Annotated in this window: 21 protein-coding genes; 10 read left to right on the top strand and 11 right to left on the bottom strand. The window is 57.1% G+C overall.

Annotation, left to right across the window (positions count from 1 at the left end):
• Window positions 1–7: 7 nt before the first annotated feature.
• Genes SADFL11_RS05730 through SADFL11_RS05710 form a run of 5 tightly spaced genes read right to left on the bottom strand, consistent with a single transcriptional unit; the run spans window position 8 to window position 4,395 of the window.
• Window positions 8–661, bottom strand: coding sequence for a DUF2848 domain-containing protein (locus SADFL11_RS05730; RefSeq protein ID WP_008194720.1), 654 nt, complete (start codon window positions 659–661; stop codon window positions 8–10).
• Window positions 662–669: 8 nt separating this feature from the next.
• Window positions 670–1,950, bottom strand: coding sequence for a TRAP transporter large permease (locus SADFL11_RS05725; RefSeq protein ID WP_008189920.1), 1,281 nt, complete (start codon window positions 1,948–1,950; stop codon window positions 670–672).
• A complete protein-coding gene (locus SADFL11_RS05720) occupies window positions 1,947–2,480 on the bottom strand; it encodes a TRAP transporter small permease subunit (protein ID WP_040450456.1) in 534 nt (177 codons plus the stop codon). The genes SADFL11_RS05725 and SADFL11_RS05720 overlap by 4 nt, the downstream gene beginning before the upstream one ends.
• Before the next feature lie 10 nt (window positions 2,481–2,490).
• Window positions 2,491–3,537: a TRAP transporter substrate-binding protein gene (locus SADFL11_RS05715; protein ID WP_008196861.1), complete on the bottom strand. Its 1,047-nt coding sequence runs from the start codon at window positions 3,535–3,537 to the stop codon at window positions 2,491–2,493.
• A 30-nt stretch (window positions 3,538–3,567) separates the two neighbouring features.
• Complete coding sequence (locus SADFL11_RS05710; RefSeq protein WP_008192863.1) at window positions 3,568–4,395, bottom strand: putative hydro-lyase; 828 nt, start codon at window positions 4,393–4,395, stop codon at window positions 3,568–3,570.
• Between the two features lie 119 nt (window positions 4,396–4,514).
• On the opposite strand from SADFL11_RS05710, the gene SADFL11_RS05705 reads away from it, so the two are divergent.
• Window positions 4,515–5,396, top strand: a complete 882-nt coding sequence (locus SADFL11_RS05705) for a LysR family transcriptional regulator (RefSeq protein ID WP_040450459.1) — start codon at window positions 4,515–4,517, stop codon at window positions 5,394–5,396.
• 64 nt (window positions 5,397–5,460) lie between these two features.
• Here the strand turns inward: SADFL11_RS05705 and SADFL11_RS05700 are convergent, their stop codons facing one another.
• The 4 genes from SADFL11_RS05700 to SADFL11_RS05685 all read right to left on the bottom strand — a co-directional run bounded on the left by SADFL11_RS05700 (window position 5,461) and on the right by SADFL11_RS05685 (window position 9,662).
• Window positions 5,461–6,222 carry an alpha/beta hydrolase family protein gene (locus tag SADFL11_RS05700; RefSeq protein WP_040450461.1) on the bottom strand — a complete coding sequence of 254 codons (762 nt, stop codon included), beginning with the start codon at window positions 6,220–6,222 and terminating at the stop codon, window positions 5,461–5,463.
• A gap of 93 nt (window positions 6,223–6,315) precedes the next feature.
• Complete coding sequence (locus tag SADFL11_RS05695) at window positions 6,316–7,185, bottom strand: alpha/beta fold hydrolase (RefSeq protein WP_050775941.1); 870 nt, start codon at window positions 7,183–7,185, stop codon at window positions 6,316–6,318.
• Between the two features lies 1 nt (window position 7,186).
• The gene (locus tag SADFL11_RS05690; RefSeq protein ID WP_040450463.1) at window positions 7,187–8,356 is read right to left on the bottom strand and encodes an MFS transporter; all 1,170 of its coding nucleotides are present in this window, start codon (window positions 8,354–8,356) and stop codon (window positions 7,187–7,189) included.
• A 112-nt stretch (window positions 8,357–8,468) separates the two neighbouring features.
• Window positions 8,469–9,662, bottom strand: coding sequence for a thiolase family protein (locus SADFL11_RS05685; protein ID WP_008192669.1), 1,194 nt, complete (start codon window positions 9,660–9,662; stop codon window positions 8,469–8,471).
• Between the two features lie 102 nt (window positions 9,663–9,764).
• On the opposite strand from SADFL11_RS05685, the gene SADFL11_RS05680 reads away from it, so the two are divergent.
• Complete coding sequence (locus SADFL11_RS05680; RefSeq protein WP_040452051.1) at window positions 9,765–10,325, top strand: TetR/AcrR family transcriptional regulator; 561 nt, start codon at window positions 9,765–9,767, stop codon at window positions 10,323–10,325.
• 9 nt (window positions 10,326–10,334) lie between these two features.
• Here the strand turns inward: SADFL11_RS05680 and arfB are convergent, their stop codons facing one another.
• Window positions 10,335–10,796 (bottom strand): alternative ribosome rescue aminoacyl-tRNA hydrolase ArfB, encoded by a 462-nt coding sequence (arfB, locus tag SADFL11_RS05675; RefSeq protein WP_008192117.1) that lies wholly within the window; start codon window positions 10,794–10,796, stop codon window positions 10,335–10,337.
• A complete protein-coding gene (locus SADFL11_RS05670) occupies window positions 10,793–11,473 on the bottom strand; it encodes a TetR family transcriptional regulator C-terminal domain-containing protein (RefSeq protein WP_134852918.1) in 681 nt (226 codons plus the stop codon). The genes arfB and SADFL11_RS05670 overlap by 4 nt, the downstream gene beginning before the upstream one ends.
• A gap of 494 nt (window positions 11,474–11,967) precedes the next feature.
• Between SADFL11_RS05670 and SADFL11_RS05665 the strand changes: the two genes are divergently transcribed.
• The 8 genes from SADFL11_RS05665 (at window position 11,968) to SADFL11_RS05630 (ending at window position 20,267) form a co-directional block, all read left to right on the top strand.
• Window positions 11,968–13,311, top strand: a complete 1,344-nt coding sequence (locus SADFL11_RS05665; protein ID WP_040450466.1) for an omega-aminotransferase AptA — start codon at window positions 11,968–11,970, stop codon at window positions 13,309–13,311.
• Window positions 13,312–13,324: 13 nt separating this feature from the next.
• Window positions 13,325–13,612, top strand: a complete 288-nt coding sequence (locus SADFL11_RS05660; protein WP_008191250.1) for a cupin domain-containing protein — start codon at window positions 13,325–13,327, stop codon at window positions 13,610–13,612.
• A gap of 13 nt (window positions 13,613–13,625) precedes the next feature.
• Window positions 13,626–14,882, top strand: a complete 1,257-nt coding sequence (locus SADFL11_RS05655; RefSeq protein ID WP_008196790.1) for a Zn-dependent hydrolase — start codon at window positions 13,626–13,628, stop codon at window positions 14,880–14,882.
• 23 nt (window positions 14,883–14,905) lie between these two features.
• The gene (locus tag SADFL11_RS05650) at window positions 14,906–15,739 is read left to right on the top strand and encodes an endo alpha-1,4 polygalactosaminidase (RefSeq protein WP_008189003.1); all 834 of its coding nucleotides are present in this window, start codon (window positions 14,906–14,908) and stop codon (window positions 15,737–15,739) included.
• Window positions 15,740–15,805: 66 nt separating this feature from the next.
• Window positions 15,806–17,263 (top strand): dihydropyrimidinase, encoded by a 1,458-nt coding sequence (hydA, locus tag SADFL11_RS05645; protein ID WP_008196434.1) that lies wholly within the window; start codon window positions 15,806–15,808, stop codon window positions 17,261–17,263.
• Window positions 17,264–17,398: 135 nt separating this feature from the next.
• Entirely contained in the window at window positions 17,399–18,190 is a 792-nt protein-coding gene (locus SADFL11_RS05640; protein ID WP_040452053.1) for an ABC transporter ATP-binding protein, read from the top strand.
• A gap of 11 nt (window positions 18,191–18,201) precedes the next feature.
• Window positions 18,202–19,125 (top strand): ABC transporter permease, encoded by a 924-nt coding sequence (locus SADFL11_RS05635; RefSeq protein ID WP_008191879.1) that lies wholly within the window; start codon window positions 18,202–18,204, stop codon window positions 19,123–19,125.
• Window positions 19,122–20,267, top strand: coding sequence for an ABC transporter permease (locus tag SADFL11_RS05630; RefSeq protein ID WP_008188900.1), 1,146 nt, complete (start codon window positions 19,122–19,124; stop codon window positions 20,265–20,267). The genes SADFL11_RS05635 and SADFL11_RS05630 overlap by 4 nt, the downstream gene beginning before the upstream one ends.
• Window positions 20,268–20,304 lie beyond the last annotated feature (37 nt).

Genomic DNA, 20,304 nt, shown 5'->3' with positions numbered 1-20,304 from the left:
TTGCCGCTCAGGCGACCGCATCCAGAGCGAGTGTGCTGTAGGCCCAAGTTATCTCCCGGGAGGTTTTTGGATCATACATACGCATTTTGAAATCGGCTGCCGGGCGGACACCGCCAATTGCCGGTAGCGTCCCGCAGAGCATGGCTGTTCCATCCTGGAAGTTTGCACCATCCATCAAATCACGAAGCGGACGGATCGCAGCCAGTGTGCCGTCCTGATAGAGGGTCCACGCCCCCTCCTCCAGGATCCAGGATTGAAGAACAATCTCGTCCGGATGGCCTCGGACGCTTTCAAAGGGCCAGAGTTCACCGGCGACCGGTTTGGCGGCGATCTGTTTGGAATGGGCCACAGAGTAGGTTTCAAGTGCCCGGTCCGTATGATCGGAGGCAAGGCCCAACCAGATCCTGCCGTTGATGCCAATAAGAAACGGCTCAGCCTCTCCGGACGTTTCCTTGCCGACAACCTGAATTTGGGGTGCCTGGGTGAGGAGCTCCGGGGCGCATTGATAATAGAGCGGAACAGTTGATGGGGCCGGAACACCAATCGCTTCAAGTTCAGCAATATGGTGATCAACGGCCCCTTTGTTCCGGCCGGTCCATCCGGCAACAATAAGCCGCTGGGGCGTGCTTTCCAGCACGCCTTCGGTTGTCGTGAACTTCATGAATTTCCTCAAAGTGTAGACGGAAGGAACAAGGCAATTTGCGGCATCAGGATCAACAGACCGACCATGGCAAGCATCGCCAAAGCGTAGGGAATGCAGCCAAGCATCACATCCGAGAACCTGCCCGTTTTTCGCGCAGCCTGCACAACATAGAGGTTGAGCCCGACCGGCGGTGTGATGAGCGCCATCTCCACCAGTATGATCATCAAGATGCCGAACCAGATCTTGTCGTAGCCAAGCTGGACAATAATCGGCACAACGATCGGAATGGTCGCAACCATCAGGGACAGGGTTTCAATGAAGAAGCCCAGAATGATGTACATGAGGATGATCACCAGAAGCGTCTCCAGTGGCCCGAGTCCCAATCCACCCAAGAGATTCTGCAAGGACCGGCTGACACCGGCAGCTGTCAGGGCGAAATTGAGGACATAGGCACCGATGACGACCAGCATGATCATCGCCGATGTCTTGACGGCCCCGCGCAACGCTTCGGACAGCATCTCCCAATTGAGCGCCTTTTGCTGGGCGGCAATTAGCAGCGCTAGCGCCACCCCAACAGTTGCGGCTTCCGTCGGTGTTGCCCACCCGGCATAGATCGACCCGATGATTGCGGCAAACAAACCGAGGATCGGGAGAAGATCGCCAAGCCCCGAGAGCTTTTCAGCCAGTGAACTGGGCCGTTTCGGACCGCCCAGTGACGGCTTGAAGATGCACAAGAGCACTGTGATCAGCATAAACAGACCCGCCAATGCGAGGCCTGGAATAAGTCCGGCAAGAAACAACTGCGGGATGGAACTTTCCGTCAGAAAGCCATAAACGATCAGGTTAATCGACGGAGGGATCATGATCCCGAGCGTGCCACCAGCCGCGATGGCCCCCGAAAAGAGCTTCTGATTGTACCCCAGCTCCTTGGCTTGCGGCATTGCGACTGTCGCAACCGTTGCCGCGGTTGCTACGGAAGACCCCGAAGTCGCTGAGAACATGGTCGACGTGGCAATGTTCGCGTGGATCAGACCGCCCGGCATCCAGGCAACCCATTTTTCCAGTGCGGAATAGGTTCGGCGTGCAACGCCGCTGCGAACCAGTATTTCACCGAGAAGCACAAAGAGCGGAATGGCGATTAGGGTCGCGCTGTTTGAAGACGACCAAACCACCTGCCCCAGGCCGCGCATCAGCGGAAACGGGCTGAAAAACGTATCGATGCCGAAAGCCAGCAGGAAAAGGACGATGCCGACCGGGATGGACAGCGCAAGCAGGCCAAGGAGCCCGAAAGACGTGAACGCAATCATGCTTCCCCCCGGGCACCGGCGATTTGATCGACGGACTTGTAATCTGACGTTGCGAACCGGACTGCGACGGAGACCAGAAGGATGGTGGCGGACATCGCAAACCAGACCCAGCCGAGCCACCAAAGCGTTTGCGGAATCCAAAGCGGCGTTTCCAGCGGCGTGTTTGCCCGCGCGCCGGTGGAGAGCGTCTTTTCCAAAACGCTCCACCCGCGCCAGGCAACCACAATCGCCGTGCCGGCCAGGCATGCCATGGAGATGACGTCAAAGACCGCACGGCCGAACGGGACAAGACGCTGACGCAGCAAGTCGATGCGCACATGCGCCTGCTCCGTCAATGCGTAACTGATGCCCCACGCGGTCGTGACAGCCATAACGTAACCGGAGATCTCGTCCACGCCTCCAAGGCCCGCCCCCAGCTTCCGGGTGATGATCTCGACGAGCGTGAAGGCCACACAGACCAGCAGCATAATGCCGACGCCCATCGCAACGCGGTCGTTTAAGCGCCGCAAGAGGTGAACCAAGGAGGTCATGGAAAGATCCTTACTTCGCTTCCAGGGAAACGCCGGTGACTTTGCCGACGCTGTCGCTCCAGCGCTGTGCCCAGTCTCCGCCTGCCCGTTCAGCCCAGTCCGGCAACACTTCAGAAATCAGAACCGCTTTCGCCTTGGCCTGATCTTCGTCTGTGGCTTCAACCAGCACAAGGCCGCGCGCATCGCCATAAGGACACTCGCCGTTGCCGGTGAGGCAGGCGATGTCATTATTGAGTGCATTTTGAGCAACTTCCCACGCCGGGTCTTCGAGGTTCTCTTTCACGCCTTTCTCAAGCGCTGCTTTCTGTACATCGCTCAGGGTGTTCCATTTGTCGAGATTGATCGCGGTCACAACCGGATCCCATCCCCCCAGCGGGATCGGCAGAAGATGTGTGGAGACTTCCCACCAGCCGGCATTGTAACCTGATCCGGCGCCGGTAATGGCGCAATCCACCACGCCGCGCTGCAACGCGCCCGGAACCTCACCAAACCCGATGTTGACGCCCTCTGCGCCAAGAGCTTCCAAGAACTTTGCGGTCATCCGGCCGGACGCGCGCACTTTCTTGCCCTGAAGGTCATCCAGGGAGTTGATTTCGGCGTTGCAGAAAACAACTTGAGGCGGGTACGGCGCAATGCCGAGGACCTTGGCGTTGAAGACGTCCCTGTAGATGTCATCGACCATCGGCCGGGCCGCATCGACCGCCTTTTTTGCAGTGTCAGCGTCAGTTGCAATCATCGGAACGTCCAAGGCCTCGAGCGCTACGCTGTCTGAAACTGCATAGTCGGCAACAGTCATGCCGACATCAAAAACGCCTTGCGACATCATGCGATAAACATCGCCGCCGGAAATGCCCATCTGGTCATGTGTGGTCAATGAAGCGGACAGCTCGCCGCCGGAGACTTCCCCCAGTTTGTCGTTCCAGAAAGGGGCTTCGAACTGCTTGTGCAGCGGCAGGCCGCTCCAGCTGCCGACAACTGCAAGTTCTTCGGCTTGGGCCGTGGTGCCCATGGAGAGCGCGATTGCGGAGACGGCGGATAAGATCGTGAGTTTTTTCATATCTCTAGTTCCTCTGGTGCGGTTGGTTTTTTAGTTGTCGTTGTAAGTGTAAAGCGGGGCCGTTTGTTCACTGACATCGGCGATCAGCATGGCCCCTGGAGCATGAGTGATCGATAAGGGTGGTTTCGCCGTCATGATGGCAACTTGCGGCGTAACCCCACAGGCCCAAAACACCGGCACTTCCCCATCCTCAATGGGAACCGGGTTCCCCCAATCCGGGGCATCGATGGTCAAAATGCCGATCTCGGCAGGATTGCCGACATGCACCGGCGCACCATGTGCCAATGGATATTTGCGGCAGATTTCATAGACTTCATCGATCCGCTCTTTCGCAATGGGCCGCATCGAAACCACCATCCCGCCGCCAAACGGGCCGCTTTTATGCGTCTCGATAGATGTACGGTACATTGGGACCGTTCGGTCAAGATCGATATGGCGCATTGGAACGCCGGCAAGCCTCAGAGCGTTCTCGAAGGTAAATGAACACCCTATTGCAAAGGACACCAGGTCGTCTTGCCAGCAGGCGTTCAGATCGGACACTTGCTGGTCAAGTTTGCCATGCCGGTAGATATTGTAGCGGGCGGCATCTGTGCGGATATCAACTTCTGCGCCGAGCTCAACAATCACAGGTTCGCCTGGGTTTGAGACACCGGCAAGCGGGCAAGCCTTTGGGTTGAGCCGGCAGAACTCATGAAAAGAATCTGCATATTCACCCGGGAGGATCGCAAGGTTGCACTGGAGTTTTCCGTGTGCCAGCCCGGCCGTGTGCCCCGAGTACCGGCCTGAGCGGATCGCGGCGCGAACCTGCCCCATGTCCGCACCGGCCAATTCAGAAAACTTTGTGAGATCTTGCTGCATCGGTTGCCCAATTCCTTGTTGGCAAAAGGCTGCAGCGGATACATTATCAAGTCAAATCGTGTTTTTTTGCAGAAAGTGATCCATAATTCTGATCACTCACGAAGTTGGACTTCTTTGGCATGACACTTGAACAGCTTAGAGCTTTTTTGGCGGTTGCGCGTATGGGTGGTGTTCGCAAGGCCGCCGAACAGATGAACATCTCACAGCCGGCCATTTCTGCCCGTATTTCCAGCCTGGAGGACTATCTCGGCACGCGTCTCTTCAGCCGCGAAACAACCGGCGTTTCGCTGACCGCAAAGGGCGTGGTTCTTCGGGATTATGCGGAACAGATCATGGCAATCACGGAGCGTATCAAGGGCGATGTCATGTCCGATGACAGCATCAGTTCCCTGCTCCGCCTGGGCGTTGCAGAGACCATCGCTCAGACCTGGTTGCCGGACTTTCTCGCAGCGCTTCACACGACGTTTCAGCGGCTCAACATCGAGGTCACGGTCGATACATCGTTCAACCTTCGGGAGATGCTGCTCGATCGGGCGCTCGATCTTACCATCCTGATGGGGCCAATTTCCGAGTACAGCACCGACAACTTGCCGCTTCCGCCCTTTGATCTCGGCTGGTATAGGCCATTGGATCTTGAAGAGCCGGACCTCTCCCAAGTGCCGGTCATTACCTACAACCGCAGCTCCCGCCCCTACCGCGAACTCGTTCAAAAACTACGAGATCTTTACGGCATCTCGACGCAAGTTTTCCCAACGAACTCCCTGTCGACCGGGTTTGAAATGGTTGCGTCCGGGATTGGCGTTGGCATCCTGCCCAGTGTCCTGGGCCGCCGTCTTGTAGCCGAAGGCCGGATTGCATCATTCGATCCGGGATGGCAACCAAGCCCACTTGTGTTCACTGCAACTTATGTTGGAGTACCCCGCAACGAGTTGATTGCTAGGGCAGCGAAAATTGCGCAAGAAATCAGCATCAACCACGCGAAACAATTCAACGACGCCTGACGCTAGATGAGTGGCGAAAAACGTCGCTCCCGGACGTTTGTTGGTGGCGTATTTTGTGCGTGATCTAGTGCATCAAATGTTTGGCAGAAAGAACTTCCTTGAGAAAAGGCTCGACAACGTCCTTAAGGGTTTTCGCGGGCAGCCGGTGGCCGCACTCGAGAACTTCCAATGCCACCTTCCCGCCTGAGTTTTCAAGCGCGACCGAGAATGCTTCGGCTTGTTCAACAAGAGCCCGATCATCATGGCGGCCATGCAACAGCAAAGTTTCAGTGGTGATTTTGTCGGCATGAAACAGAGCTGAACGGGCATGGAACGCTTGAGCTGACTGCCCAGCCTCCGTCTCAATAGCTATTCGCAGGCCATCCGCACAGTCCATATGAAACGCGTTCAAATCATACACGCCACTTGAGAGGATCACAGCCCGCAAGCCGTCATACCGGGCAGCAACCATACCGGCTGCCACAGCGCCCCGGCTGTGGCCGTAAAGAACAATGCGCCCCGGGTCGATAGACGGTTGATTTTTCAACGCGTTTAATGCCGCGATGATCGCGTCTTGGGTGTTGGGACCACAAAAATCACATGGACCATCAGAAGCCCCAAAACCGGGTTGAGACACAGCTGCTGCTGTGACGTTCATGGCAACGGCAAACGTGCTTAAGGTTCCCCGGTCCACTAGTTCGCGGGCGCCGGTCAATTGACCACCCTGGTTGCCATGCACGAACAATATCGCACCGGCCGGCTCTCCGCTTCCAATCGGATGCGCCTGAAACAGTTCCACCGCGGCGCCGTCGCCGCGGTCGATGATATGATGATTTATGGTCGTCATGATGATCCCCAATCACCGCTCGGATCAGGATAAAAGCGTGGCGCACCATGTCAACAAACACGCCCATGTAAGATCACCGAAGTACTCGCGCTCCTAGATCGTTTCGCCGATCCAGCTCCTCAATGCCGCAGTCAGCCGGTCTGGGGCATCATGTTGAACAAAATGGCTGACACGGGACCAGGCCCGAATGGTCAAACTGCCCTCCACGTACTCCCAAAGGTTGTTATGGCCGGCCGTCAGGACATAAGGGTCTTCGGTCCCATGAACGACGAGAACCGGCATTTTGATTTGCGGCGGCGTCTCGGTGCGTTCGGTGTAAGGCTCGACAGGAAAACACACCCGGTAATAGTTGAGCATACCTGTGCGATTGGACCTCTCCATCGCTGCCATATGGCGGGTGCGGAACGCCGGATCATGGATCCAGGTAGAGAGCCGATCGAAATCTAGTTTGGATTCAGAGCCCGGCTGCTGAAACACCCGCGCATACCCACTGGCCTTTTGTTGATCCGGATTGTTCGCAAGTTCGCGTGCTATGGCCCAGGGATGCGGCAGATTGACGATCCCGAGGCGCTGCACCCGCTCTGGAAACAGCATCGCCGTTTGCCAGGCGACAAAGCCGCCCCAGTCATGACCGATTACGACAGCGTCGCGTTCTCCGCAGGCATCAATCACGGCACAGACATCTGAGGCCAGGGTTTCCGGTTTGTAGGCAGATGGATCTTCCGGATGATCGGAGAGATTGAAACCCCGAAGGTCCATTGCAACGGTGCGGTGGGTCTTTGACAATACATCCATCTGTTGCCACCAGGTGAGCCAATGATCAGGGAACCCATGTATAAACACAACCAACGGCCCCTCGCCTGCGCTGGCAAAATGGATCTTGGTGCCGTTATTGTCGGCGAAATGATGGCTGACCCGGGCCTCAAAGGCGGCCAACCTGGCTTCGTTGTTAACTGGAGACATTTTATCCTCTTGCTGTTTGAAAATTGTTTTTGGTGAAGTGTCCGAGCCATACGGCGAACAGGCAGCCGGTCAACGCAATCGCGGTTCCTATGGCCGGAGCGGATGCTATTCCTGAGAGATCCAATGCGGCAGCGCCGAGCGCAATTCCAAGGCCCTGACCAAAGTAAACCATGGATGCATTCAGCGCGAAAACAAAGGTCGCCGACGACCCGGTCAAGGTGGCAAGCCGGGCTTGAACAGTCGCCCCAATGGCAAACTGGGCAACAGGCCCAAGGACCACACTCACGAAGATCGTTCCCAGTCCGATACTGCCGGCATGTTGAAGTCCAAGCGATGGAACGACAACGGCCAGTGAAACAGCCAAGACCAAGAACAGGACTGCAAGCAACGATCGGTTTTGCCCCATCGCGTATTTCACCCCGAGCCTGATCCCGGCAAGACTGCTCAGCCCGGCAATGACTTGAAGCACAGCAATCCCAGGTCCTGAAAACCCGGTCAGCGCGCGGATAATTGGTCCCAGCAGCCCCACCAGTGTAAACAAGGCCGTGGAGGCAATCAGCATGATCCCGAGGTGAGCCACGATGGACGCACCAACAGGCTCACGAGACCCGGCAGAATGCTGTTGCAAAGGGATTTTGGAGGGCACACTCACCAAAACCAGCGCGAAGGCCATGGCCGAGACAATACCCGTTGCCGCGAAACAGGACTGCCATCCGATGGTATTCCCGAGGACGGATCCAACCGGAATGCCGACGATCATGGCAAGAGGTATCCCGGCATAGACCTTGGCGACAGCCGCCGGTCTGCCGTCTTCGGTTGCGCCAGCTGAGGCAATCGCTGTTGCCAACGGAAAGGCGAGTGCACCAACCCCACCAACCAAGACCCTTGAGGCCATCAACGCGCCATACCCAGACACCATAGCCGAAAGACCGTTGAGGACCGTCATCAACATCAAGACCGTCAGCAGGAGTGGCTTGCGGGGAAGTGATGATGTCAGTTTGGCAAGTACCGGACCGCAAATCGCGCAGGCAATCGCAAAACCGGACTGCAGCGCCGCGGCTTCGCCGACAGTGACACCAAGACTTGCAGCCATTGGTACCAAGGCGCCGGAGAACGCAAAAGCACCCATGGTGAACGCAAAAGGGCACAACAAGAGAGCAAGGCTCATCATAAGAAAGTATTCCTATTATCTTGCCAAAGCTCGCCGTACCACCCGGCCGCAATAGGCGGGTGTTTCTGCCGGCAAGCTTTGGAATAGGGATTTGAAAAACGAAGCGCTGCGATTACGCCAGTTGAATTGCGATCGCGGTTGCCTCGCCGCCCCCAATACACAGGGACGCTATGCCTTTTTTAAGTCCGCGCGCCTTCAGGGCATGCAGCAGTGTGACCACGATACGGGCTCCGGTCGCTCCAATGGGGTGCCCAAGAGCACAAGCGCCGCCGTTCACATTGAGTTTGCCGCGCGGGATCCCCAGTTCCTTGGCAGCGGCCATTGCAACGACGGAGAAAGCTTCATTGATTTCAAAAAGATCAACGTCTTCAACCGTCCAGCCGATCTGTTTGATCAGTTTCTGAATCGCAGGAATTGGTGCTGTCGTGAACCATTCCGGTGCTTGGGCGTGCGTCGCATGACCGACAATATGGGCCAGGACCGGCATTTCATGCTCATGTGCCGTTTCGCTGCTGGTGAGCACCAAAGCAGCCGCGCCATCTGCATTGGCGGACGAACTTGCTGCTGTGATAGTTCCATTCTCCCCAAAGGCTGCCCGCAATTCCGGTATCTTGGCGGAGTTGATTTGCGGGGGGCGCTCATCCTTTTCAACCAGGATAGTTGCCTTTCGCGTCTGGACCGGGACAGGCACGATTTCGGACGCAAAGGTACCATTAAGAACAGCGGATTGAGCCCGTTCCAGTGTTTCCATAGCATAACCGTCCTGATCGGACCGGCTGAACTGGTACTTTTCGGCCGTCGCCTCACCAAAGGCTCCCATCGGCCTGCCGGTCTCATAAGCATCCTCAAGACCGTCCCGCATCATATGATCAATGACTTCCGAGGAGCCGGCCTTTCGCCCACCGCGCATATCAGGAAGCAGAAACGGTGCCCGAGACATTGATTCCATGCCGCCTGCGACAACGATACCGGCTGATCCGGCCTTGAGAAGATCATGGCCAAGCATGACCGATTTCATACCGGAACCGCAGACCTTGTTGATGGTTGTGGCACCGCAAGAATCAGGCAGACCGGAAGCGCGTGCCGCCTGACGCGCGGGTGCTTGACCGAGGCCGGCAGGCAAGACGCATCCCATCAGGGTTTCATCAACCACATTCTCTGAAACTCCCGCATCCTTGAGAACTGCTGATATCGCGGTTGCACCGAGTAGCGTCGAAGGCACAGACGCCAATGCCCCCATAAAGGCCCCCAACGGTGTTCTCCGTGCAGCGCTAATGACGATTGGCCGGTCCTGAGTGGTTGGCATGATCTTAACCTCTTTTTGAATTTCGCATAGATTATGTTCGTATTCTTTATTGTCAACAAAAAGATTATGACTATAATCAATGTCGTTCATGGAGATATTCAGATGAGAGTGAGCCGCGAAGATGCACGCGAAAACCGGGCACGGGTTGTCGAGACGGCAAGCCAATTGTTCCGCCAACACGGGTTCGACGGCATTGGCATTGCCGGCTTGATGAAGGCGTCAGGCCTCACAAATGGCGCGTTTTACAAGCAATTCGCCAGCAAGGACGCCTTGATGGCAGAAGCCACCTCGCATGCCTTGGCTGAAAACCTGGACCACTGGCGCCGGAGCGTTGCAGAGGATGCTTCAGGTTCTCCCGAGGATACTATTGCCCACTGGTATTTGTCCGAAACCCACGAAAGCGTCCGCGGGACCGGATGCGCCTATGCAGCTCTTGCCGGGGATGCGCCGAGGCAGACCAAAGAAGTCCGGGAAGCTTTTGACGAAGCCTTACGCGAAACGGCTGCTCTCGTTTCGGGGAAAGATGAAACCACCCCCCTCTCCGAGCAAGAAGATGCCTTCAGGTTCATCTCCCAGATGGTTGGCGCCCTCGTTTTGGCACGGGCAACCGAAGATCCGGATCTTAAGGCAGCTCTGCTGAATGCCGCCAGAAAAACGGAATAGTGCCGAAATCTAGTCCTCGAAACCGGAAGACCGGCCCCGCAGTTTCTTGACCTGACCGCGCTGTTTCTTGGCATCGAGCCGTCTGCGTTTGGACCCAAGAGTTGGTTTGGTCGCTTTGCGAGGCTTGGGTTTTTCGGTCGCCCGTTTCAAGAGATCAATCAAACGGGCCAGCGCATCGTCGCGGTTGCGTTCCCGGGTCCTGTGGCGATCCGCTTGAAGAATAATCTCCCCATATTGCGTCAAGCGGCTTCCGGCAATCTTCGCGGCCCTGGATTTGACGTCTTGTGGAAGCGTCTGGTTGGCCCACAGATTGAACCTCAACTGGACGGCCGTCGACACCTTGTTGACGTTCTGACCGCCCGGGCCGGACGCCCGAATGAATTCCTCGTTCAAATCATCCCGCGTGATGTAGAGCCGCCCAATGACCGGGATCCGCGACGAGGGTGCAGGCTCTTCTTCGTCCCCACTCATGCGGTCTCGGGCGTTTCTTCAGGCAAACGCAGACCAACACTGGCCAGGATCTGTTGTGTTACGGCTCGCTCGGTTTCCCGCTTGAAATCCTCGTCGCTCAAGTCGTGGCCGGTCAGAGCTCGGATCTGCACGGCAAAATCCGCATAATGCTGCGTGGTCGCCCAGATGGAAAAGATCAAATGCAACGGCTCGGTCTTGCTGATCTTGCCGTCCGCAATCCAGCTTTCGATCACCGCCACTTTTTCCGCGACCAGACGCCGGAGCTCGGTCTCCAGGATTGGGAGGATTTGCGGAGCCCCTTGCATCACCTCATTGGCAAACAGACGTGAGGCCTCTGGGAAGTTGGCAGATATCTCAATCTTCTGCCGGATGTAGGCAGCAAGTTCTGTTGCTGGGTCGCCCTCCCGATCGAGGGTTTTAAGAGGCGCCAGCCAGACGTCGAGAATATGCGCAAGCGCTGCCGTGTAGATCGCTTCTTTGGACGAGAAATAATACAAGAGGTTGGATTTCGACATACCAGCTTCGGCGGCGATCCGCTCCACCGTTGCACCGGAAAACCCATATCGGGAAAATTCCTTCAAGGCAGCGTCAAGAATCAGTGTCCTGTTTTTTTCCTGGATCCGGCTCATTCCACCGACCCTTGAACTTGCAGGCACCTGCCCACCGACATCAGCCATTTAGCTACCCCGTATTTGCCGCTATCGGCGTATTCCCCCGCAGACAACCGATTTCCGTCAAAAACCAACATCTGCGCCGTCCACGGCCATGAAAATGCACCAAAGACGGACATGATCACAAATTAGTCACACCGGCTGATTTTGCATCTTGACCATTTGGTCAAAAGCGCCATAGGCTAAATTGACCAGATGGTCAGAAGGCTAGACGATCCGGATCGGCGCCGCAATGGGGCAGACGGAACCGGACGAGCCTCGAACATCAGGCAAGAACAGCCGGAAAACGGTCTGGCCGAAATGGCCGACAGAGGATTTCGCACCAAGCAAAAGAGGCAAAAGCCCGCGCTTGGTGCGCACGGAACAGCCAGGGGGAGAGGACCCGGCATGTCAGTGAAATTCCTGCTTTGCGCGGGCAGCTGACCTATGTCTTACTCTCCTCCATAGAAAACAACCAACAGGCGGTTCGCGTTGAGCGTTATGGACCGCAAGGAGGACGCATGTCGTCATCGGCATCAGCAGCATCGAGCCAGGCTGCAACCAACAATCTTGAAGCATTCTGGATGCCTTATACGGCGAACCGCCAGTTCAAGCAGAACCCGCGGATGTTCGTCGGCGCGAAGGACATGCACTACACCACTGCTGATGGCCGCCAGGTTTTGGATGGGACAGCGGGTCTTTGGTGCTGCAACGCCGGTCACGGCCGCCCGAAGATCGTCGAGGCGGTCCAAAATCAAGTCGCTGAGATGGACTACGCCCCGGCCTTTCAGATGGGGCATCCTAAGGCGTTTGAACTTGCCGCCCGCCTCACCGCCATGATGCCTTCCCCGCTGGATCACGTGTTTTTCACGAACTCCGGGTCTGAGAGCGTCGACACGGCCTTGAAAATCGCACTTGGATATCAGCGCTCCATCGGTCAGGGCACACGGACCCGGTTTATCGGCCGTGAGCGCGGCTATCACGGCACTGGTTTCGGCGGAATTTCAGTTGGCGGCATCGTCGCGAACCGCAAGCAGTTCGGCAACATGCTCAACGGCGTCGACCATCTGCCGCACACCCATGATCTCAGCCGGAACGCGTTTTCCCGCGGAGAACCGAAAAACGGCGCAGAATATGCCGAAGAACTGATCCGTCTGGTCCAGCTGCATGATGCCTCCACAATCGCTGCCGTGATCGTGGAGCCCGTTGCCGGATCAACAGGCGTTTTGATCCCGCCGGTCGGATATCTGAAACGTTTACGCGAAATCTGCGACCAGAACGGCATACTCCTGATCTTTGACGAAGTGATCACCGGTTTCGGCCGCCTCGGCACTCCGTTTGCCGTCGACTATTTCGACGTCATTCCCGACATGGTGACGACAGCCAAGGGCATCACCAGCGGTGTCATTCCGATGGGTGCGGTGTTCTGCGCCAAGAAGATCTATGACGCGTTCATGGACGGACCCGATCACCTGATCGAACTCTTCCACGGCTACACCTATTCCGGTCACCCGATTGCCTGTGCAGCCGCTCTGGCGACCTTGGACACCTATGAGGAGGAAGGCCTTTTGACCCGGGCGGCAAGCCTGGCCCAATACTGGGAAGACGGCCTGCACTCCCTCAAGGATTGTCCGAACGTCATCGACATCCGCAATCTCGGCCTGATTGGGGCGATCGAGCTGACCCCGATTGACGGCGCGCCGACGAAACGGGCCTTCTCCGCGTTCTTGAAAGCCTATGACGACGGTATTCTGATCCGCACGACCGGTGACATCATCGCGTTGTCGCCGCCGCTGATCATTTCCGAAGCCCAAATCGACGAATTGTTCGGCAAATTGCGGACTGTTTTGAACGCGATCGACTAACGGAAAGCCAGTCATGACGAGACCAGCTGCCACCAGCGAAACCTTGATCGACGATGATCGTGTCCGCGTGACCCGGTTTGACTTCGAACCTGGCGCTGAGACCGGCTGGCATCGTCATGGCTTCGACTACGTCATCACGGCGGTCACCGACTGCCAGATGTTGCTGGAGGAGCCGGGTGGCACAAGCAGAACCGTTGCGGTTCCAGCTGGCACGGCTTACCGGCGTTCTGAAGGCGTGGAACACAATGTAATCAACGGCGGGGACAAACCGATGTCCTTCGTCGAAGTGGAACTGAAATAGGAGACACGGCACCATGGCAGCTCCGGGCGAAAACCTTAGGATCAACGCAGACCGGCTGTGGGACAGCCTGATGGAAATGGCCAAGATCGGCCCGGGCGTTGCTGGTGGCAACAACCGTCAAACACTGACGGATGCGGACTCGGAAGGCCGGAAACTGTTCCAGAAATGGTGCGAAGACGCCGGTATGACCATGGGCGTCGACACCATGGGCAACATGTTCATGACCCGGCCCGGCACCGATCCGGATGCCCTGCCCGTTTACGTCGGCTCCCACCTCGACACTCAGCCGACAGGCGGCAAATACGACGGCGTTCTGGGTGTGCTTGGCGGCCTTGAAGTCGTGCGGACGATGAACGATCTCGGCATCAAGACCAAACACCCGATCGTTGTGACGAACTGGACCAACGAGGAAGGCACACGCTTTGCCCCCGCCATGCTCGCGTCCGGCGTTTTTGCCGGCATCCACAGCCTTGATGAAGCCTATGCCAAGGAGGACCATGAAGGTCTGAAGTTTGGGGACGAGCTGAAACGCATCGGCTGGGTGGGCGATGAAGAAGTTGGCGCCCGCAAGGACAAGATGCATGCCATGTTCGAGCTGCACATCGAACAAGGCCCGATCCTGGAAACGGAAGGCAAGGACATCGGTGTTGTTACTCACGGACAGGGCCTTTCCTGGACCCAAGTGACCATCACCGGCAAGGACAGCCACACCGGATCAACTCCGATGCCGATGCGCAAGAACGCCGGTCTCGGCATGGCCCGGATCCTGGAACTGGTCGACGAGATTGCCTGGTCCCACAAGCCGCACGCCGTTGGCGCAGCCGGCCACATCGATGTTTACCCGAATTCCCGAAACGTGATCCCGGGCAAGGTGGTTTTCACCATCGATTTCCGTTCGCCGGACATCAACGTCATTGCGGCTATGGAAGAGGACATGAAGAAAGGCGCAAAGAAGATTTGCGACATGATGGGCCTTGAAGTCGAGTTTGAAAAAGTCGGCGGATTTGATCCGGTCACCTTTGACGAAAACTGCGTCACCGCTGTCCGCAACGCCGCCGAGCGGTTGGGCTACACCCACCAGAACATTATTTCCGGCGCGGGACACGATGCCTGTTGGATCAACAAGGTCGCCCCGACGGCCATGATCATGTGTCCCTGCGTCGACGGACTGTCCCACAACGAAGCCGAAGAGATCTCCAAGGACTGGGCGAAAGCTGGAACGGATGTTCTCTTCCATGCGGTCGTCGAAACGGCGGAGATCGTGGAATAGGCTCCTAACCGGCAGAGACACCAATGAAACACGCAGCCCCAAAATTCATGCACATCGGAAAGGCGCTGAGAGCAGCGGCTATCGCGATGGTATGTGGTTTTGGGATCTGCGGGGGTTATTCGGGATCGGCATCTGCGACGGCGAAGTTCAATGTCGGCGACCGGTGGGATTGGCAACTCAAGGGACCTGCCGATCTCGATCGGGATGTCGAAATGCTGACGCTTAATCCGCGGCTCGTGACCGCGGACCAACTGCAAGGGCTCCACGCACAAGGGGTCGATACGGTCTGCCATGTCAACGCCGGAACAATTGCAGAGACAAACCCTGGTTTTTTCGACCTTCCGCCCGCTGTCATAGGCAGCCCGCACAAGACCAGGTCGAACGAGCGTTATCTGGATATCCGCCGCCTTCAGATGGTCGTGCCGGTGATCACCCAGCAGATCGTTGCCTGCAAAAACCAAGGGTTCACCGCCATAGAGCCGGATGGTTTCGACGCTTACGCAAAAGACAGTGGCTTTCCGCTAACCGCAGCGGATACGGTCCGCTATGCCACGACACTGGCCCATGTGGCCCATGGCTTGGGCCTTGGGATTGCCCAAAAGAACGTGCCAGAGCTGACGGAAGCCTTGATGCCGCATTTTGACTTCGCGATCACAGAAAGCTGTTTTGAAACCAGCACATGCGAGCAGATCGCTGCTTATCCGAAGGCAAACAAACCAGCCTTCAACGCCGAATACACGGATGCCGATATTGATTTTGCCAAAGCCTGCGCGGAAGGCGCGCGGCTGAACATCAACATGATCCGCAAGGACCGGCCGGTGACCGCACCGGTGATCTTCTGCCAGGCAGAGTTTTGATCAAACAGACGAGACAGGCGGTTCGGAGGTAAATCCGAGACAGCCGAGCTAAAAAGGGGAACGACAATGGCAAGCAAAGTGATCAAGGGCGGCACCGTCGTCACTGCGGACCTTTCCTATGAAGCAGACGTGAAAATCGAAGGCGGCAAGATCGTCGAAATCGGTCCAAATCTATCCGGTGATGAAACACTGGATGCGGCCGGCTGTTATGTGATGCCGGGCGGCATCGATCCGCACACGCACCTTGAAATGCCCTTCATGGGCACGTTCTCGTCGGACAACTTCGATTCCGGCACACGAGCGGCACTTTCGGGCGGCACCACAATGGTGGTCGATTTTGCCCTTCCCTCTCCTGGCCAAGGTCTCCTGGAAGCCATCCAGATGTGGGACAACAAGTCGACGATGGCCCATTGCGACTACTCCTTCCACATGGCGATCACCTGGTGGGGCGAACAGGTTTTCAACGAGATGGAGACTGTCGTCCGCGAGAAAGGCATCAACACCTTCAAGCACTTCATGGCCTACAAGGGCGCCTTGATGGTGAACGATGACGAGATGTTCGCCTCCTTCCAGCGCTGTGCAGAACTCGGCGCGCTGCCGCTGGTACATGCAGAAAACGGTGATGTCGTCGCAACACTGCAGCAAAAGCTTCTGGCTGAGGGCAACAACGGTCCCGAAGCCCACGCCTATTCCCGCCCGCCGGAAGTGGAAGGCGAAGCCACAAACCGTGCCATTATGATCGCGGACATGGCCGGCGTCCCGGTCTACATCGTGCATACGTCCTCCGAGCAGGCCCATGAAGCCATCCGCCGCGCTCGCCAAAACGGCATTCGGGCCTATGGCGAACCGCTCATCCAGCACCTGACCCTTGATGACAGCGAGTACAAGCATTCCGATTGGGACCATGCCGCCCGCCGGGTGATGTCGCCGCCGTTTCGCGACAAGAAGCACCAGGACAGCTTGTGGGCAGGTCTCGCCTCCGGATCCCTCCAAGTTGTGGCAACCGATCACTGCGCCTTTACAACCGATCAGAAGCGCACAGGTATCGGCGATTTCACCCAGATCCCGAATGGCACCGGCGGCCTTGAAGACCGCATGCCGATGCTCTGGACCTATGGTGTCGGCACCGGACGTCTAACACCGAACGAGTTCGTAGCTGTGACTTCAACCAATATCGCAAAAATCCTCAATATCTATCCGAAAAAAGGAGCGATTTTGGTTGGCGCGGATGCGGATATCGTGGTTTGGGATCCAGAGAAAGAAAAGACGATCTCCGCCTCCAACCAGCAGTCGGCCATCGACTACAACGTCTTTGAAGGCAAGCATGTGAAAGGCCTGCCGCGCTACACGTTGACCCGCGGGCGCGTCGCGGTCGAAGACGGTACGGTCAACCCGCAACAGGGCCATGGCGAATTCGTCAAACGCGAGCCGTTCCAGGCCGTCAACAAGGCGCTGTCCACCTGGAAGGAACTGACCGCACCACGGAAGGTCGAACGCACCGGCATTCCGGCCAGCGGCGTCTGATTTGAAACAAGCTCAGACCGCGATCCATATAACGCGGCCTGAGCTCTTGCCGGGCATTGCCCCGCGACCGTCGCCTGTAGGAAAAAGAAGAAAATGCTGACTGCCGCTGAAATTGAAGATGGACTGGAAGACGCCATGAGCTCACAGGCGAACCGGGTGATCGATATCGACAATCTGTCGCTCACCTTTGAAACCAACGATGGCCCGGTCCATGCGCTGTCCGACATTGATCTGAAAATCGAGGAGGGCGACTTCGTCTCCTTCATCGGTCCATCCGGCTGCGGCAAGACCACCCTGCTGCGCGTGATTGCCGATCTTGAACGGCCAACGGCAGGATCAATCAGCGTGAACGGTGTTTCGCCGGAAGAGGCCCGGCTTAATCGCGCCTATGGATACGTCTTTCAGGCAGCGGCACTCTATCCTTGGCGGACGATCGCCAAAAACGTTGCCCTGCCACTGGAGATCATGGGGCTTTCACGCGAAGAACAGCAGCAGCGCATCCAGAAAAACATGGAGCTGGTGAACCTCACCGGATTTGAAAAGAAATACCCATGGCAGCTCTCCGGCGGAATGCAGCAGCGGGCATCCATTGCCCGTGCCTTGGCTGTGGAACCCGATCTCCTGCTGATGGACGAACCCTTTGGCGCGCTCGATGAAATTGTGCGCGATCACTTGAACGAACAGCTCCTCCAGCTTTGGGCGAAAACCAACAAGACCGTCGTCTTTGTCACCCACTCGATCCCGGAAGCTGTGTTCCTGTCGACAAAGATTGTCGTTCTTTGCCCACGGCCAGGGCGGATCTACGATGTGATTGAAAGCGACTTGCCGCGCGACCGTAATCTCGACATTCGCGAGACGCCTGAGTTTTTGAAGATCGCACACCGTGTCCGCGAAGGCCTGAAGGCCGGTCACTCCTATGAAGACTGAGGGAGCAGCTTATGTCTGACACAGCCCTCGCCGCGCCGCGCAGCACAAATCCGTTTGCTGGTCTGATGTCCGGAACACTTGGACCGGTTCTGGTGGTCGTTCTGGCGATCTTAGCAATCTGGTACATCGCGGCTGTTTCCCTGAACACCCCGTTCCAGCAGGACATGTATGAACGGTCAAATCAGACCGATGTGCCAATAAGCCAATTGGTCAGAGATACACTGGCGCAGGAGCGCCCCGTTCTGCCGGCACCGCATCAGGTCATTGTGGAAATCTGGAACACAACGGTCGAAAAGAAGATCACGTCCAAGCGGTCCCTGATCTACCATTCCGGTATTACGCTGTCGTCGACCCTTCTCGGATTTCTGATCGGGACATTGCTCGGAATCCTTCTGGCAGTCGGGATCGTACACAGCCGCGTTCTCGACAAGTCTTTGATGCCTTGGGTGATTTCCTCGCAAACCATTCCGATCCTCGCCATCGCGCCGATGATCATTGTGGTTTTGAACGCGGTCGGCATCTCCGGATTGCTGCCGAAGGCGATGATTTCAACCTACCTGTCCTTCTTCCCGGTGACCGTGGGCATGGTGAAAGGCCTGCGCTCTCCGGAAGTCATTCATATGGATCTGATGCACACCTATTCCGCAACGCGTCTTCAAGCGTTCTGGAAACTGCGCCTGCCCTACGCAGTTCCCTACCTCTTCACATCCATGAAGATCGGCATGGCAGCTTCGCTGGTGGGCGCGATCGTTGGAGAACTGCCCACTGGCGCCATCGCCGGCCTTGGCGCGCGGTTGTTGGCAGGCTCCTATTACGGTCAAACCGTTCAGATCTGGTCGGCCCTTCTGATGGCGGCGTTTTTGGCCGGGTCGCTGGTCGCCCTGATCGGAGTTCTTGAAAAAATCGTCCTGAAGCGCATGGGGATGGCGAGATGAGTACACAAACTGTCTCAAAACGCCGGATCGACATGCCGGCCCTGCTCGCCTGGTTTGTCGTCGCCATGGTCGTTGTCGGGCTGTTCAGCACCGCCTTCAAACCCGATATAGGTATTCTGGAAGCACCGCAGCTTGCCTTGTGCCTCGTGCTTCTGGCGATCCTCGGCGTTCGTTATGAGCTTGGTTTCATGCGCAACTGGATTGGCGATTTAGCCCTTGGCATAGTTGCAGCCCTTGCTGCCTCACTTTTAATTGGCGCAGCAGGCCGCCATGAAGGGGACGCGGCACTCGGGTTCTGGGCGTTGACAGCTGCAACCTGGGCAGCATTCTGGTTGTTCGTGGAACGTTTGGCGATCTGGAAAAGCCGGTCTCTACTCACCACCCGAATTGTGAATCTGGCGATCCCCGCGATCTTTGGCGTCACGCTCTTGATCCTATGGGAGCTGTTCGTCACCGGCGCTGGGGTGCCCAAAGTCTTGCTGCCCGCACCGTCGGAGATCTGGCTGCGGATGACAACGTCTGTCCCAACCCTTTGGGCTGACTTCCAGCAGACCTTTATGAAGGCTGTACTCGTCGGCTACGCACTCGGATGCGGAGCCGGTTTCCTGATCGCGATACTTGTCGACCGGGTGCCTTTCTTGCGACGCGGACTTTTGCCAATCGGCAATCTGGTATCGGCGCTGCCGATCATCGGTGTCGCGCCGATTATGGTGATGTGGTTCGGCTTCGACTGGCCGTCCAAGGCGGCTGTCGTGATCATCATGACCTTCTTTCCGATGCTGGTGAATACGGTATCTGGGCTGGCCGCATCCGATGCCATGCAACGGGATCTGATGCGGACTTATGCCTCCAACTATTGGCAGACCTTGTTCAAGCTGCGTTTGCCTATGGCCATGCCGTTTATCTTTAACGCGCTCAAGATCAACTCCACGCTCGCCCTGATCGGCGCCATCGTGGCGGAGTTCTTCGGCACCCCGATTGTCGGTATGGGCTTCCGGATTTCCACGGAAGTCGGGCGTATGAATGTCGATATGGTCTGGGCGGAGATAGCTGTCGCAGCGCTGGCCGGCTCTTTGTTTTATGGCCTGGTTGCGCTTCTGGAGCGCGCAGTGACCTTCTGGCACCCCTCAATCCGCGGGTAACGCGTCCGGAGGTTACCCTCAGGACTGGTCTGATCGG

This window comes from Roseibium alexandrii DFL-11 (genome assembly GCF_000158095.2).
GTDB lineage: Bacteria > Pseudomonadota > Alphaproteobacteria > Rhizobiales > Stappiaceae > Roseibium > Roseibium alexandrii.
Note: the sequence above shows the minus strand (reverse complement) of the source record. Positions and strands in the feature narration are given on the sequence as shown.

Bases quoted from the DNA above. Each gene is read 5' to 3' on its own strand.
- SADFL11_RS05630 (WP_008188900.1), top strand. From the start codon at position 19,122: ATGAGTACACAAACTGTCTCAAAACGCCGGATCGACATGCCGGCCCTG.
- SADFL11_RS05725 (WP_008189920.1), bottom strand. From the start codon at position 1,950: ATGATTGCGTTCACGTCTTTCGGGCTCCTTGGCCTGCTTGCGCTGTCC.
- SADFL11_RS05730 (WP_008194720.1), bottom strand. From the start codon at position 661: ATGAAGTTCACGACAACCGAAGGCGTGCTGGAAAGCACGCCCCAGCGG.
- SADFL11_RS05710 (WP_008192863.1), bottom strand. From the start codon at position 4,395: ATGCAGCAAGATCTCACAAAGTTTTCTGAATTGGCCGGTGCGGACATG.
- SADFL11_RS05665 (WP_040450466.1), top strand. From the start codon at position 11,968: ATGTCGTCATCGGCATCAGCAGCATCGAGCCAGGCTGCAACCAACAAT.
- SADFL11_RS05680 (WP_040452051.1), top strand. From the start codon at position 9,765: ATGAGAGTGAGCCGCGAAGATGCACGCGAAAACCGGGCACGGGTTGTC.
- SADFL11_RS05690 (WP_040450463.1), bottom strand. From the start codon at position 8,356: ATGATGAGCCTTGCTCTCTTGTTGTGCCCTTTTGCGTTCACCATGGGT.
- SADFL11_RS05660 (WP_008191250.1), top strand. From the start codon at position 13,325: ATGACGAGACCAGCTGCCACCAGCGAAACCTTGATCGACGATGATCGT.
- SADFL11_RS05700 (WP_040450461.1), bottom strand. From the start codon at position 6,222: ATGACGACCATAAATCATCATATCATCGACCGCGGCGACGGCGCCGCG.
- SADFL11_RS05695 (WP_050775941.1), bottom strand. From the start codon at position 7,185: ATGTCTCCAGTTAACAACGAAGCCAGGTTGGCCGCCTTTGAGGCCCGG.
- SADFL11_RS05715 (WP_008196861.1), bottom strand. From the start codon at position 3,537: ATGAAAAAACTCACGATCTTATCCGCCGTCTCCGCAATCGCGCTCTCC.
- arfB (WP_008192117.1), bottom strand. From the start codon at position 10,796: ATGAGTGGGGACGAAGAAGAGCCTGCACCCTCGTCGCGGATCCCGGTC.
- SADFL11_RS05705 (WP_040450459.1), top strand. From the start codon at position 4,515: ATGACACTTGAACAGCTTAGAGCTTTTTTGGCGGTTGCGCGTATGGGT.
- SADFL11_RS05720 (WP_040450456.1), bottom strand. From the start codon at position 2,480: ATGACCTCCTTGGTTCACCTCTTGCGGCGCTTAAACGACCGCGTTGCG.
- SADFL11_RS05685 (WP_008192669.1), bottom strand. From the start codon at position 9,662: ATGCCAACCACTCAGGACCGGCCAATCGTCATTAGCGCTGCACGGAGA.
- SADFL11_RS05640 (WP_040452053.1), top strand. From the start codon at position 17,399: ATGAGCTCACAGGCGAACCGGGTGATCGATATCGACAATCTGTCGCTC.
- hydA (WP_008196434.1), top strand. From the start codon at position 15,806: ATGGCAAGCAAAGTGATCAAGGGCGGCACCGTCGTCACTGCGGACCTT.
- SADFL11_RS05635 (WP_008191879.1), top strand. From the start codon at position 18,202: ATGTCTGACACAGCCCTCGCCGCGCCGCGCAGCACAAATCCGTTTGCT.
- SADFL11_RS05650 (WP_008189003.1), top strand. From the start codon at position 14,906: ATGAAACACGCAGCCCCAAAATTCATGCACATCGGAAAGGCGCTGAGA.
- SADFL11_RS05655 (WP_008196790.1), top strand. From the start codon at position 13,626: ATGGCAGCTCCGGGCGAAAACCTTAGGATCAACGCAGACCGGCTGTGG.
- SADFL11_RS05670 (WP_134852918.1), bottom strand. From the start codon at position 11,473: ATGGCTGATGTCGGTGGGCAGGTGCCTGCAAGTTCAAGGGTCGGTGGA.